The organism is Nostoc sp. CCY 9925 (assembly GCF_963920935.1).
Lineage (GTDB): Bacteria > Cyanobacteriota > Cyanobacteriia > Cyanobacteriales > Nostocaceae > Nostoc.
In genome coordinates, this window is record NZ_CAWUDO010000016.1 from 1 (window position 1) to 14,194 (window position 14,194).

At 36.0% G+C, this 14,194-nt stretch carries 11 protein-coding genes and 1 pseudogene; 10 read left to right on the forward strand and 2 right to left on the reverse strand.

The genetic code is table 11. The annotated features are described in order from the left end of the window. Positions 1-52: 52 nt before the first annotated feature. Together ACM0OY_RS11030 and ACM0OY_RS11035 are read right to left on the reverse strand one after the other, a co-directional pair. A pseudogene (locus ACM0OY_RS11030) lies at positions 53-331 on the reverse strand (FkbM family methyltransferase); the annotation flags it as partial. A 19-nt stretch (positions 332-350) separates the two neighbouring features. Continuing rightward, positions 351-776 carry a hypothetical protein gene (locus ACM0OY_RS11035; RefSeq protein ID WP_414568898.1) on the reverse strand — a complete coding sequence of 142 codons (426 nt, stop codon included), beginning with the start codon at positions 774-776 and terminating at the stop codon, positions 351-353. Between the two features lie 1,347 nt (positions 777-2,123). Here ACM0OY_RS11035 and ACM0OY_RS11040 point away from each other — a divergent pair. The 10 genes from ACM0OY_RS11040 to ACM0OY_RS11085 all read left to right on the forward strand — a co-directional run bounded on the left by ACM0OY_RS11040 (position 2,124) and on the right by ACM0OY_RS11085 (position 14,143). Beyond that, positions 2,124-2,549, forward strand: a complete 426-nt coding sequence (locus ACM0OY_RS11040; protein ID WP_414568899.1) for a hypothetical protein — start codon at positions 2,124-2,126, stop codon at positions 2,547-2,549. A 56-nt stretch (positions 2,550-2,605) separates the two neighbouring features. Next, on the forward strand, positions 2,606-4,789 hold the full coding sequence (locus tag ACM0OY_RS11045) for a GumC family protein (protein WP_414568900.1): 2,184 nt from the start codon (positions 2,606-2,608) through the stop codon (positions 4,787-4,789). Positions 4,790-5,183: 394 nt separating this feature from the next. Beyond that, positions 5,184-5,987: a nitroreductase family protein gene (locus ACM0OY_RS11050; protein WP_414568901.1), complete on the forward strand. Its 804-nt coding sequence runs from the start codon at positions 5,184-5,186 to the stop codon at positions 5,985-5,987. Between the two features lie 214 nt (positions 5,988-6,201). Further along, the gene (locus tag ACM0OY_RS11055; RefSeq protein WP_414568902.1) at positions 6,202-7,116 is read left to right on the forward strand and encodes a glycosyltransferase family 2 protein; all 915 of its coding nucleotides are present in this window, start codon (positions 6,202-6,204) and stop codon (positions 7,114-7,116) included. Positions 7,117-7,183: 67 nt separating this feature from the next. Next, entirely contained in the window at positions 7,184-8,287 is a 1,104-nt protein-coding gene (locus tag ACM0OY_RS11060) for a polysaccharide pyruvyl transferase family protein (protein WP_414568903.1), read from the forward strand. Positions 8,288-8,370: 83 nt separating this feature from the next. Beyond that, on the forward strand, positions 8,371-9,684 hold the full coding sequence (locus ACM0OY_RS11065; RefSeq protein ID WP_414568904.1) for a flippase: 1,314 nt from the start codon (positions 8,371-8,373) through the stop codon (positions 9,682-9,684). Between the two features lie 277 nt (positions 9,685-9,961). Beyond that, positions 9,962-10,687 (forward strand): FkbM family methyltransferase, encoded by a 726-nt coding sequence (locus ACM0OY_RS11070; RefSeq protein WP_414568905.1) that lies wholly within the window; start codon positions 9,962-9,964, stop codon positions 10,685-10,687. A 51-nt stretch (positions 10,688-10,738) separates the two neighbouring features. Beyond that, positions 10,739-11,434, forward strand: a complete 696-nt coding sequence (locus tag ACM0OY_RS11075; protein ID WP_414568906.1) for a class I SAM-dependent methyltransferase — start codon at positions 10,739-10,741, stop codon at positions 11,432-11,434. Positions 11,435-11,515: 81 nt separating this feature from the next. Continuing rightward, positions 11,516-12,787, forward strand: a complete 1,272-nt coding sequence (locus tag ACM0OY_RS11080) for an O-antigen ligase family protein (RefSeq protein WP_414568907.1) — start codon at positions 11,516-11,518, stop codon at positions 12,785-12,787. A gap of 111 nt (positions 12,788-12,898) precedes the next feature. Then, entirely contained in the window at positions 12,899-14,143 is a 1,245-nt protein-coding gene (locus ACM0OY_RS11085) for a glycosyltransferase family 4 protein (RefSeq protein ID WP_414568908.1), read from the forward strand. Positions 14,144-14,194 lie beyond the last annotated feature (51 nt).

A 14,194-nucleotide genomic window follows, 5' to 3' on the forward strand; every position in this document is an offset into this window, starting at 1 on the left:
TTGAGCAACTTTACTTTCCGTTACATACTTTGGTTTTTTTGCGCCATTCTACTTATACTTCCTTGACAAAGGTGTAATTTCCATTACCTTGAGCATATACAAGTGAGTATCCAAATTGCAGGATACTGGTTACAGACTCTTTTATTCTGTCCCTATAGTTTGTATCTAAAGGGTTGAAGCATTCGTCGTATTCAACACATAGTATTTTAATATCCAATTTGTCTTCAATAATGGAGTTTACAACCTTATACTCGGCTCCCTCGATGTCTAGTTTTAGTAAGTCGAGATGAGTGTGTCCGTTCTTGTGCATAACGTTTGCAAGTCTATCTACCTGAGCTTCAAAAAACTCTTCAGTTTTTTGTAAATTCTAAGACAGAGTGTGATATGTGCGCTGAATTTTTTGGTGCGTAAAACCTTAATTTTTCCTCTTGATTCCACAGCCCAATATCAGAGAAATGATACTTCTGATAATCGGCGGCATGTTTTCTAACGTGCTTAATTGCACGAGGAGTAAGATCAAAAGCGTAGACGTGGCAGTTAAATTCTTCTATCAACCCCAAGTCAAACGTAATGTCTTCCCCACAACCAACGCAATAGCATGTAGAATCTGCATTCAGTAAGTCTTTGGGAACTACCCAGCCGCCATAATCTGTACCAATATGTAATAAATCGTTGCGCGATACGACTTTTGTACCAGTTACTTCATCTATGTTTAATAGTTGAAATACGCGGCGAAATACTTTGTGAAATGCCCTAGAAACAAGTTGTGTTTTCACGTTATTCCGGTTTCATATTTAACTCATATTAACCCGATATTAAGATACTCGTAAGTAACAATAAGAGTTACTTACCGAATATAAAATCTATCTTTGGGTATATTATTAGTTGTTTAGGACGCCAGAATGCACTAATTTGAGTAGCAATTAAAACAGCTATTCCCTTATAAAGTGAATGGTTGGAAGCATTTTGGTGTGATAGTTGCGAGGAAACAAAGTGGGATTATGTCAAGAAATATAATCGCAGCTATGAATTGGCGATCGCACCCTCACAACGCAATAAGCAAGTGGCATAATTCACCCTCAAGGAAACTCTTCTGTAGCAGAGTTTACTCGCAGGCAAGGCCGCAATGCACAATTTTGATACCGCTTATCGGTGTGCCTAACAGCCTCCCTAGACACAATTATTCTTTACAAATCTTAATATAATTTTATATCTTTAGAACGAGACTAGTGTTAATTTACTTAAGTGAGAGGAAGAAATATTTTATATTTCTTAAGTATTTACCGTAGTCGGCCTCTTTGTATGAAAATCAATCGACTAGTAGCGGCGATTGCTAGTTCCCACTGAGCCACGAGCCAGAGACCATACCAAAGGAGGCGCAACACCATACTTCATGATGCTGGTTGTTGGTATATTCTCTCTGTGGGTAGTGGCTACTGAAAAATTGTTCTAAAATTTGGGAGGTATCAAAGCCCTGAACATATTTTTACGAGTGGCAACCCAGTTTTCCATCATTCTTCATATGTTGACAAAAAGTTAGTTTATTCATTGAGAAATTGTTTATCGTCCGAACATATCAAGAATGGTTGTCAATCTTTAATCTCCAGTACCTAGTCATGAATTGTAATTACTTAAGTAAAAGTTGCTCCTTAGATCCTCGACTTATTTAATAAGTCGAGGATCTAAATCCAGTTGAAGTAAGTTGATTTCGTCGCTAGGACATCATCGACTAAATCAACTTGCTATTTAGAATAGGTAAAAAGCTGGGAGTATTAAGTATTATCTCTTTTGAGTTTTACCTCTTTGTAATAGTGCCTTTTCCCAAAAATCTGAAAATATTAAGTAAGGAATTTCTGAAAAATGGACACCTCAATGATTCTGATTAATCTCTATTTACCCTATCTATAATTATGGTTAAGTCTTAGGATATAAATTTATTTTTTTTTTAGTAGATAAAAAAAGAAAATAAAATAGTTATGCTAGGCTAATTAAGAATTAATCAAAATTTTTGAGTGTAATTAAATAACTGATGTTTGATTTAGGAGTTGGGCTTCGATGATTTATATCTCAGTCCCTCCAGTGGAACCTTATTAATGGTGTGCCTACCAATAAGTGAGGTCTAATTGCAGAATAAGTGTAACCAAAGTAACCAAAATCGGAAACGTTCAAAGCGACGGGCTATTTACTGTCCAATTCATGGATGCTATTTGGATAGTGTGAGTCAAAAGTATAAATTATATGCTGATCGAGCCGGACAACTCCAACAAAGGGGGATAGGACGACAGAATGCACTAATTTTAGTGGCAACTAAAACAGCTATTCCTTTAGAAGGAGAATGGTTGGAAGAATTTTGGTGCAATCTCTGTCAGCAAACAAAGTGGTATCACGTCAAGAAATGCGATCGCACTTATGAAGTGGCGATCGCACCCTCAGAACTTTGGCAGCAAGCAAGTGGCGTAATTCACCCCGAAGGCAACCCTTCTGTAGGAGAGTTTACTAAAAGACAAGCCAGAATAGCCGGCTCTAGCAGCACCAAGGATTTTCGGTAAACACTTTAAAATAATTGCAGCCTCCTATAGACCAATAAAATCAATATCTTGCGATTATGGAAACTAAACCAAACTCTGAAGAGATAGATTTTCAAAAATATCTACTCGTTTTACAACGACGTTGGCTTCCTACAGTCGGAATTTGGGCAATAGTCACTGTCGGTGCAACCTTATTTGCACTCTCATTAAAACCATCATATAAAGCAAATGGAAGTTTGTTGATTAGGACAAATGAAACCTCCTCACTAACTGGTCTAGGAGAAGCTATAGGCAGACTAGAGTCTTTAACTTCTACAAATAATCCTTTAGAAACTCAGGCAAAGATCGTGACATCTGTTCCAGTTCTTCAGGAAACTATTAGAACCCTTGACCTGAAAGACAAACAAGGTGAACCTTTGAAAATTCAGGACTTTCTGCGAAACCTGAAGATAGAAAATGCCAAAGGGACTGAGATTTTACAAGTTTCCTATACAGATAAAGATCCATTTTTAGCTGCCGAAGTTGTCAACCAACTCATGCAAGTTTATATCAGGAATAACATAGAAGCTAATCGGGCTGAGGCAGCTTCAGCCCGGAAGTTTATCGGGCAAGAAATACCTGCTACTGAAGCATCTGTAAGAGAAGCAGAGTCGAACCTGCGTAAATTTAAAGAGGAAAATAAAATAATTGCTCTGGAAACAGAGGCATCCATAGCAGTCCAAACTATTGCCAGCTTAGAACAGCAAATTTCTCAAGCCCAAGCTCAATTTGTTAATGTCAATGCTCGGGTACAAAAGTTGCAAAATCAGGCAACCATTGATTCAGAGCAATCTGTGAGTTTTGCCTCCTTGAGTCAAATACCTGGGATTCAACAAGTGTTGACTCAACTTCAAGAAGCACAAAACCAGTTGACAGTTGAGCAAACTCGTTTGCAGCCAACTCACCCTACCATCATCAACTTGCAAGAAAAAATAACTGGTCTCAACAACTTACTACAAAATCGCATCAACCGAAGCATAGGTGGTAATCAGCAAATTTCTGCAAGAAATTTACAAATTGGAGAACTACGTCAAAGTCTGATTGAAGATTTTGCTCGCACTGAGACAGAACGGGCTGGTTTAGCCGAACAAATTGCTACACTTTCTGATAAGTGGTACGCATACAAACAACGAGCAAATGTTTTACCCAAGCTGGAACAGACCCAGCGCCAACTCGAGCGCAAGCTGAAAGCGGCTCAAACAACTTACGAAGTACTTTTGACAAAACTCCAAGAAGTCCAGGTAGCAGAAAACCAAAATATTGGCAATGCTCGCATCATCTCCTCTGCCTTAGTACCAGATGACCCTACTGGTCCTCGTAAAGCCCTATTTATATTGGGAGGTGGAGTTATAGGTCTTATGCTTGGCATTATTACTGCGTTCACTTTAGATCTAATTGATAGCTCTGTGAAAACAGTCAAAGAAGCTAGGCAATTATTCCAATACACCTTACTAGGGGTGATTCCTTCAGTAGGTAGGAATCTTAAAAAGAGTTCTGTAGAGCAACAGATCCCCAGAATAATTGGCAGAGAGATTCCCCAGTATCCTGTTGGTGATGCATACCAAATGCTGCAAGCCAACTTACAGTTTCTAAATTCCGATAAAAAGCTAAAAGCGATCGTAGTTACTAGTTCTGTATCCAAAGAAGGCAAGTCTGAAGTAGCTGCAAATTTAGCTGTGACAATGGCTCAGTCAGGACAACGAGTATTACTAGTGGATGCCAATATGCGCCATCCAATGCAGCATCATATCTGGGAAATGACAAATGCAGTTGGGCTATCCAATGTCATGATTGACCAAGTTCCCCTCAGTGTAACTGTACACAAAGTAATGCCAAACCTTGACGTTCTACCTTCTGGAGTTGTACCTCCTAACCCAGCAGTACTTTTAGATTCCCAGAGGATGGCTAAACTAGTCGGTTATTTTACACAGAAGTACGATTTCGTAATTTTCGATACCCCTTCCCTTGCAGGAATGCTAGATGCTGCGGTTTTAAGTAAGTTAGTTGACGGTATCTTGTTGGTGGTTCGCCCTGGAGTGATTAACTATGATACCGCCAATGCAGCTAAAGAGTTTCTCAGACAGTCAGGGCAACAAGTTTTAGGGATGGTGATTAACGGCGTGAATATCAAACGAGAAACTGACAGCTACTTCTACTACTCCAGAGAATCAACTGAGTCGAATTTGTCATCGAACAAGACAAAAAAGAAGCAAGCTGTTTGAGTTAGCCATGCTAATCACAGGAAAATCCCACAACCAAACATTAAAAAGGTTTTCTCCTAACTTCCTAGTCCATATTTTCAAGCTAGAGATGTCAAAATCACAAGTATTTGTAAGTTTGATAACTGATATTCACCCCGAAAGTTGGAAATTTAGAGTCAAAAACATTCTGAAAAAATTCATCCCGGCACACGTTAGATACAAGCTATATCATCAACGATGGCGTCTGACGTTCATGCCAAAACTTTTATTAAATTACGCTTATGATTGTGGGCGATTTGTCAAAAACTCGTCAGTCAGTGTGAGACACCCTTCAAGCAATTTGAAAGTTGAAACAAAAACCCAATTCCAAGCTCGAATTACAATTGACTACCATAGCCTTGAAAAAGGATTAGCAATGAAAGAGCCAAGAGTTGGTTTTGGACGGGAAACTATTCAAAGACTATTATCTAACTTGTCTGCCTATCAACAAAAATACGGTTTTGATGAAACTGTACAAATCACACTCAATGCTCTCTTAGCTTACTATTCCTTTAACTTGGAACATGGCTTCAAAGACGAGCACCTTTATGAGTCAATACTCAAGTTGAAAGAAGCAATTCCTATTTACAGCAATAGTACAGGTGAAGGAGGTATTTTTAAGGTAACCAAGAAGTCAATTCTTGAGGATGCTCATATAGATCTTCGAGGTTTCTTTCAATCAAGATACAGTATCCGACACTTCGCACCCGTTGAGGTAAATATGTGCTTGATTGAACAAGCAGTTGCTATGGCTCAAAAAACTCCATCAGTTTGCAATAGACAGTCATCGAAGGTGTATGTATTTAGTAGTGATGAAGATAAACAAAAAGTTCTGAGCTATCAGAGTGGTAACCGGGGTTTTGGTGACCAAGCTAGTAAAGTTTTAATTGTTGTATCTGACCTAGAAAACTTTACCTTAATTGGAGAGCGAAATCAGTGCTGGATTGATGGGGGTATGTATGCTATGTCTCTCGTTTATGCCCTGCATTCTCTAGGTTTGGGAACGTGTTGTTTGAATTGGAGTGTTGAACGCTCGGTTGATAAGGCACTCAAAAAAGCCACAAACATTAAAGATTCAGAGTCTATCATTATGATGATTGCAGTTGGTCATCTGCCTGAAGAATTGAGAGTAACTCAATCTCCTCGCAAGCCAGTTCAAGAGGTATTGGTTATTAAGTAGTTTTTGTGGATTAACCTTTTGCACAGTTGATTTTGTATTGTAATATTATCCCTCTTTCATATCTCTCATGATAGACTTATTTTGCAAATTGAGCGTCATACAAAAATGTGCTGCTCAATTCTCTAGGTGATTCCTTATTACCCTAGAAGTAGAGTAGGTACGAATTTACTTTTGACATGACAAATTGTTAATTTCTTCAAACATATTATTAACCATGAAAACTCCAGTCGCTCTATTCATATTTAATCGCCCAGATAACACAGAAAAAGTATTTCAAGCTATTCGTCAAGCAAAACCACCTCAATTATTGGTCATTGCTGATGGCTATCGTAAAGACAAAGTTGGTGAATTAGAAAAATGTGAAGCAACTCGTGCGGTTATTGAACAGGTTGATTGGAATTGTGAAGTACTAAAAAATTACTCAGATGTTAACTTGGGTTGTGGTAAGCGTCTGGCAACAGGAATTAATTGGGTGTTTGAACAGGTAAATGAAGCAATTTTTTTGGAAGATGATTGTTTGCCTCAACCGACATTTTTTAAATTTTGCGAAACTATGTTGGAAATGTATAGCCATGATGAGAGGATTATGACAATCGCTGGTTGCAATCCTTTAATAGAGTGGAAATCAGACATTCAAAGCTATCACTTTGCTTACTATGGTGGAGTTTGGGGTTGGGCTTCATGGAAAAGAGCTTGGAAATACTTTGACTATGAAATTAAATTCTGGTCAGATAGAGAAGTAAGACAGCGTATAGGTGGTATTCTGGCAAACAACCAACAATTTAAAACTTACGACTTGATATTTTCTGAAACCTTTAAAAATCCAGAGATGTACAATGCATGGAGTTACCAATGGTTCTGCTGTCGGTTATCCCAGTCAGGGTTAGTGATTGTTCCCGCAGTAAATTTAATTTCTAATATTGGTTTTGATAATGATGCAACTCATACTACACAAGCTAATTCAGGCTTAGCTAAGATGACAACTATGCCACTCAAGTTTCCTTTAAAGATTAATCATTATGCTGTAGTTGATCGAGATTATGATAAAACTTTTTATGAAAAATATTTAAAATTAAGTTATTTCTCTATTTTGAAGAAAAAAATTAAATCTTACTTGCTAAACAAGTAAGATTTTAATCAAGGGTGCGACTTGTAAAAAAAAAAATCATAGTTCTTTATCATTGTCAATACAAATTATGTGTCTAAAAATCGGAATAATCACTTACCATTTTACAATTAACTATGGAGCAACATTGCAAGCTTATGCTTTATCTCGTTTTTTAGAAAATAACGGATATGATGTAGAGATTATTGATTACAGATCTAAATCAATTAGATTAGAACAAAGGAAATATTTATATCCTAAACGTTCTTGGTTCAATCCAAATCTGCTTCTAAAAAGTAGAAAAAAGGTTGTAAATATGAATAACTTTTTGGATAAAAATCTGAAAATTAGTCCAAAAAAGTTTTATGAAAAAAATACTTTAAATGAATATAAACATTTATATGATGTTGTGATTTGTGGCAGTGACGAAATATGGAACGTAAATAGCCCAAGAGGGTTAGATACGCCTTATTTTCTAGATTTCCTAAATGGAAAAGATACTCGTAAAGTAAGTTATGCTCCAAGTTTTGGGTCTACAACCAATCTGGGTTTAAATAAAGAAAAAATACATAATTTACTCAAAGATTTTTATTCCGTTTCTGTAAGAGATAATAATAGCTTGTCCCTAATTAATCAAGGTGGGTTTGATTTTCATATTAAAAAAGTTGTTGATCCAACATTTTTAATAGATTACGAAGATATTATTAAAGTTTCTGATGTTGAAAGCAAATACATACTAGTGTATGGATTGCTAGACCAAAAAGAGGCTGAATATGTAAAAGCATTAGCAGAGAAAGAAGGATTAGATATTATTGCAATAGGCGCGCCACAAATTCATTTAAAACCATTTCTTAAGCTAGATTTATTTGATATTGCACCAGACGATTGGCTTGGTTATTTTTATAATGCCTCATTTGTCGTAACAAATTTTTTTCATGGATTAGTATTTGCCATTATTTTTAATAAACCTTTTATTATTTTCAGTCATCCACAAAAAACGGTTAAAGTTAGAGATATATTAACTCCTTTAGGTTTAGAAAGTAGATTATTAAATTTAAATGAAATAAATAATAAAAAAACATTTTTAACTGATGATGACTTGTTATCACCACTCTTAACAGAGCAGCAAAGAAATGATTTAAATCAACAAATTCAAATTTCAAAAGATTATTTATTGCGTGAAGCTCTCAAATAGAGGAAATTTATCAAGACTAGGTTGTAACAAAATTATGTACCTCCGAGATTTGAGTTAGCAAAAACTAGGGCAATTAAAGTTTGATGTTAGATAAATTCAAAATTCACAAGCTATCGCTCCTAAAATCTCGCACTGGTCTGCGTGCAATTGTTACAAATACAGGTTGGTTGTTTGTTGATCGCATTCTTCGTATGGGTGTAGGTCTTATTGTGGGGGTTTGGGTAGCACGATACTTGGGAGTCCAGCAGTATGGTCTTTTTAACTACGTAGCTGCCTTTGTTGCCCTATTCAGTCCGTTTGCCACCTTAGGATTAGATAGGGTAGTAGTCCGTGATATTGTGCGTAGTAGATCGAGCAAAGACCAAATTATAGGTACAACTTTCTGGCTCAAATTGTTTGGGGGAGTGAGTTCTCTGTTGTTAGCAGTTGGTGTTATATATGTGTTACGCCCAAATGAAAAGATGACTGTCTGGCTAGTAGCAATTTTGGCAAGCGCAGGAATTTTTCAGGCTGTAGATACGATTGATTTTTGGTTTCAGTCTCAACTGCTATCAAAGTACACAGTAGTTGCTAAAAATACTGCTTTTATCATCGCTACTCTAGTTAAAATAGCTCTTATCAATATCCAAGCGCCATTGATTGCTTTTGCCTGGGTGACATTAGCAGAATTTAGCTTGGGTGCAGTAGGTTTGGCAATTGCCTACAGAGTCAATGGCTACTCTGTGCAGTTGTGGCGTTGGAATTTTTCAGTGGCTAAGGCTCTGTTAAAAGATAGTTGGCCTCTGATTCTTTCTAGTATGAGTATCATAATTTACATGAAAATTGACCAAATTATGCTAGGAGAAATGATTGGCAATACTGCTGTGGGTATTTACTCGGCTGCGTCACGTATTTCAGAAGTTTGGTATTTTATCCCCACAGCGATCGTCTCTTCGGTGTCTCCAACAATTTATGCTGCCAAACAAACTAGTGAAGCACTTTATTATCAGCGGATCAAACAATTACTGCGTCTGATGGTGGTGATTTCTCTGCTGATCGCTCTACCAATGTCATTTCTATCCGGATCAATAATTACGATGCTTTTTGGTAATGGCTATCTAGCAGCGGGACAAGTGCTAGCAATTCATATCTGGGCTTCCTTATTTGTCTTCATGGGGGTAGCGACGTCACCCTGGTTCATTGGTGAAGGTTTGACTCATCTTTCCCTAAACAGAACTTTACTAGGGGCAATTATGAATATATGGTTAAATTTTTTACTGATTCCTAAGTATGGTGGAGTTGGAGCTGCTATAGCAACTGTAATCTCTCAATCATTTGCTACTTTTTTCAGCCATGCCTTTCATCCAAAAACACGAAAAATATTTCAGATGCAAATCAAATCATTGTTACCTTTTTAACAATCTTTCCATTTCATATAATTCATGTCTGGATGAACACTTCTCTTAAGGTTGCCGCCGAGGCAGAGAGTTTTAAATTATAAGTAATTAGCCGGACTTGATATCACTCAAAAATTTGCCATCATTTCATAATTAGTATTGGTTGTAGGATTTTATGATCTATAAAAAAACCAAAGAAAACATTTTAGTTATTATAATATATACTTATAGGTTTTTGTTTCTCAGAAAATCATTATTCAAATTAAATAAGCTAATTTTTATTCTGAGCTTGAGGGGTATGGGAATTCTTAATCATGAAAATGATAGATTAAGCGGTGAAGATTTTTTTATAAAAAAAATAGCAAAACTTTTGCATAATTCAGTAGTAGTAGATGTGGGAGCCAATATTGGCAATTACTCTAACAAAATTAAAATTTTATCACCAAGTACAAATATTTATGCATTTGAACCTCATCCCAATACCTTTAAAGAGCTTGAAGTTCAAGCTAATCAAAATCATTATGTAGCGTTGAATGCAGCTTGTAGTGATGTAGCAGGTAGCTTACAACTCTATGACTATCAAAATAAAACTTCTACTTCTCATGCTTCTCTCTATAAAGATGTCATCGATAAGATCCACAAAGGAGTTTCACAAAGTTGGCATGTAAACGTAACTACAATAGATGAATTAGTGAAAACTTCTAAAATTGGTCATATTAGGCTACTAAAAATAGACACAGAGGGCAATGAGCTTAAGGTCTTATTGGGAGCAAAAGAAAGTCTTGCGGAAGGATTAATTGATATCATCCAACTTGAATTTAATGAAATGAATGTTGTAAGTAGAGTTTTCTTTAGAGATATTTATGAAACATTAAACAACTATTTACTTTATCGATTATTACCGGATGGATTAGTTTTTTTAGGTGAATATTACTCATTGAATTTGGAAATATTTGCCTATCAGAATATTGTTGCTATTAGAAAAGGATTTGTTAATGAAGTTAAATATTCCCTAAATATTTAAACTTAACAATACTAGATTATGGGCATAAAAAATATTAGCTGAGAAACAACAATGTTTAACCAAGTCATCGAAAAAGTCTATGACCACCGTAATTCTAATTCATGGTCAGCAAAATTGAGAAAAAAACGGCTGAGTTTTTTTTCTTCCCTCATGGCTTTGATACCAACAACACAAAGTTCAGTCAAAATACTTGACGTAGGAGGAGTCCCAGAGTTTTGGCAAAATTCGGCATTTTTTGAACAAACTCCTGTAAATGTAGAAATTTATGTAGTCAATATAAATCCTTTTTATGAAAAGCATGGTACAAGTAATCAGAAAATTAAAATTATGACTAGTGATGCCAGGAATCTAAAACACTTTAAAGACAAAGAATTTGACATTGTTTTTTCAAATTCTGTCATTGAACATGTAGGAGATTATAGCGATCAACGTCAAATGGCTAATGAAGTAATGCGAGTTGGACAAAGGTATTTTATTCAAACACCTAATCTTTACTTTCCGATTGAGCCTCATTTCATTTTTCCCTTCTTTCAATTTCTTCCAATAGGGCTTAGAGTTGAGTTATTGACTCGCTTTGATCTCGGATGGTTGAAAAAACAACCAGATAAGCAAAAAGCCAGAGTTGAAGTTGAATCTATTAGATTATTGAGCAAAAAACAGTTTACTAATCTTTTCCCTGGTGCAAATTATTATGAAGAGAAAATCTTTGGTTTAACTAAATCTTTGATTGTTTATGACGGATGGTAAAACTTGTTTATTCATATTTCAATAAATCTTACACTAGTCAAACACTGTGACGGAAACTTTAATTATAAGAATAATATTTAAATGAGTGTTTCATCAATAGGAAAATTTACAGTTAATAGAATACTGAACTTAGTATGTAATAAATTAGAAATTCTTGGAATTTTCTTATTATTTATAGGCTTCTTTGACGCTAACATTTTTGAATTGCGCGATCGCTTCAATACTGCAAGCTATGGTATTCTACTATTTCTGATAATTTTGCAATGGAAACGATGCATTTATGTTGCTACTAGAGATATATCTCTACTGCTACTAATTGGTACTATATTGCTATCGTATTTCTGGTCTACTGCTCCGGAATTTACTTTAGACGAGTCTAAAAGTGTTATACGTGCGATTTTGTTCGGGATTTATCTAGCTGCCCAATATAACCCAAAGGAATTGATGCAACTATTGCTCAAAATGTTTGGCATAGCGGTGATTCTCAACTTCATATTTACTGGCTTTGCAGTTGCTATAGGTCAACCATACATTGCTATTTCTCAGGCAAACAATGAACCCTCATGGCAAGGCTTGTTGACACACAAGCAATATCTGGGTCGGATGATGATGCACGCAGCCATATTGTTTTTGCTGAGTTCTTTTACCCACAAAAGATTTCCTTGGCTCACATGGGGTGGATTTAGCTTTTCAATAATCTTACTTTTCCTCTCCAAAAGTAAGACATCATGGATAGGTTTTATAGTTGCATTAACTTTATTGCCCATTCTCAAATTCACAAGATGGCACTACAAAATTCGTACAATAATGTATGTCATTGTAGTATTATTAGCTGGAAGTATTGCTGTCTTAATATTTAGTAACTTAGAAATGATAGTAGTTGATGTTCTACGCAAGCCTCGAGATTTGAATGGGCGTTATGATATTTGGGAGTTAGCGATTGAAGCTGGTTTAAAACGACCTTGGCTGGGTTATGGGTTAGCTGGATTTTGGACTTCTAATGAGGGTCTGTCAATTGTTAAACACACTTGGGCTGCATCTACTGTTACTACTCGTTTTCACTCCCACAATGGTTTTATCGATACTTTCTTGCAATTAGGTATTATAGGATTTTCAGTATTTATATTCAATTTTTTTGCAGCAGTTAAGAGAGTAATTAATCTAATACATTTAACTAAAACAATTGAAAGTTTTTGGATGCTCGAATTTCTCATGCTTTCCTTTTTATTACAAGTTAGTGAAACATTAACTATGATCTCAGCGCATACAATATGTTCAATATATGTATCAATAGTACTATCAACTATAATTTGGCAAAATAGAATCAAAGCTAATGTTGTAAAATGTGCGTAATCAATATACTGAGTAAATGAATAAAAAGATCAAAAATCAATTTTCATTAAAAGATTTTCAACCTGAGTATTGTGATAGTGTATCTGAGGCTGAATAAGCCAGGGAATACAAATGAAAATTTTACTGATCAATCACTCTGATATTAGTGGCGGTGCCTCGCGTGCTGCTTATCGTTTGCACCAAGGATTACAGGGTATTGGTGCAATTTCACAAGTATTAACACAAGAAAAATATAGTGATGACAAAACGGTGCTTGCACCAGAATTCAGACTTTCTCAAGGTATGGCACGCGCAAAACAGACCTTTGATACCTTGCCATTAAAGTTTTATGGTCAGCGTACTAAAACTACATTTTCTCTACAGTGGTTACCAGATACAGTTGTTTCTAAGGTTACTCAGATTAATCCAGATATCATCAATCTCCACTGGATTAATTCTGCATTTATGCAGATAGAAACTATTGCCAAACTTAAACGCCCTATAGTTTGGACTATCCATGATATGTGGGCATTTACTGGAGGGTGTCATTACACCGGGGAATGCGATCGCTACACAGCATCCTGTGGTAGTTGTCCCCAACTTGGGAGTACTCGCAACTGGGACTTATCCCATTGGGTATGGCAACGCAAAACTAAAGCTTGGAGAGATTTGAATCTGACAATTATTTCACCTAGTGTTTGGTTAGCTAAGTGCGCTAAATCCAGTTCCTTATTTAAGGATTTGCGGATAGAGGTCATTCCTAATGGATTGGATACTCAAGTCTACAGACCTATTCAAAAATCCATAGCCAGACAACTACTTAACTTACCCCAAGATAAACAACTAATTCTTTTCGGATCGCTACAGGCAACTAGCGATCGCCGAAAAGGCTTTCATCTACTGCAAGCAGCCCTGCAAGAGCTAAGTATATCTGGCTGGAAAGATAAATTAGAAGTTGTTATTTTTGGGGCATCTCAGCCAGAAAAACCACCAAATTTTGGTTTAAAAAGTCATTATTTAGGTACGTTTAACGATGACCTATCATTAGCTTTAGTTTATTCAATAGCAAATGTGTTTGTTCTACCTTCCATTGAAGAGAACTTGGCAAATACTGTGATGGAGGCGATCGCCTGTGGAACACCGACAGTCGCCTTTAATATTGGTGGTATGCCAGATATGATTGAGCATCAAAAGAATGGTTATTTAGCTCAACCATTCAAAGTTGAAGATTTGGCTAAAGCAATAGCTTGGGTGTTGGAAGACGAAGATAGAAATAATAAACTCTCTTACTTTGCTCGCCAAAAAGCAGAACAAGAATTCACTATAGCAACTCAAGCGCATCACTACCTTTCGCTTTTTCAAGAAATTAAATGTTAGTGAAATTAACTATCTAGCAAATAGTCTGATAAGTAAACAATTTAGAAAATT

Excerpts from the sequence above, each read along its gene's own strand:
- ACM0OY_RS11065 (WP_414568904.1), top strand. The coding sequence starts at position 8,371 with ATGTTAGATAAATTCAAAATTCACAAGCTATCGCTCCTAAAATCTCGC.
- ACM0OY_RS11075 (WP_414568906.1), top strand. The coding sequence starts at position 10,739 with ATGTTTAACCAAGTCATCGAAAAAGTCTATGACCACCGTAATTCTAAT.
- ACM0OY_RS11085 (WP_414568908.1), top strand. The coding sequence starts at position 12,899 with ATGAAAATTTTACTGATCAATCACTCTGATATTAGTGGCGGTGCCTCG.
- ACM0OY_RS11045 (WP_414568900.1), top strand. The coding sequence starts at position 2,606 with ATGGAAACTAAACCAAACTCTGAAGAGATAGATTTTCAAAAATATCTA.
- ACM0OY_RS11080 (WP_414568907.1), top strand. The coding sequence starts at position 11,516 with ATGAGTGTTTCATCAATAGGAAAATTTACAGTTAATAGAATACTGAAC.
- ACM0OY_RS11055 (WP_414568902.1), top strand. The coding sequence starts at position 6,202 with ATGAAAACTCCAGTCGCTCTATTCATATTTAATCGCCCAGATAACACA.
- ACM0OY_RS11070 (WP_414568905.1), top strand. The coding sequence starts at position 9,962 with ATGGGAATTCTTAATCATGAAAATGATAGATTAAGCGGTGAAGATTTT.
- ACM0OY_RS11060 (WP_414568903.1), top strand. The coding sequence starts at position 7,184 with ATGTGTCTAAAAATCGGAATAATCACTTACCATTTTACAATTAACTAT.
- ACM0OY_RS11050 (WP_414568901.1), top strand. The coding sequence starts at position 5,184 with ATGAAAGAGCCAAGAGTTGGTTTTGGACGGGAAACTATTCAAAGACTA.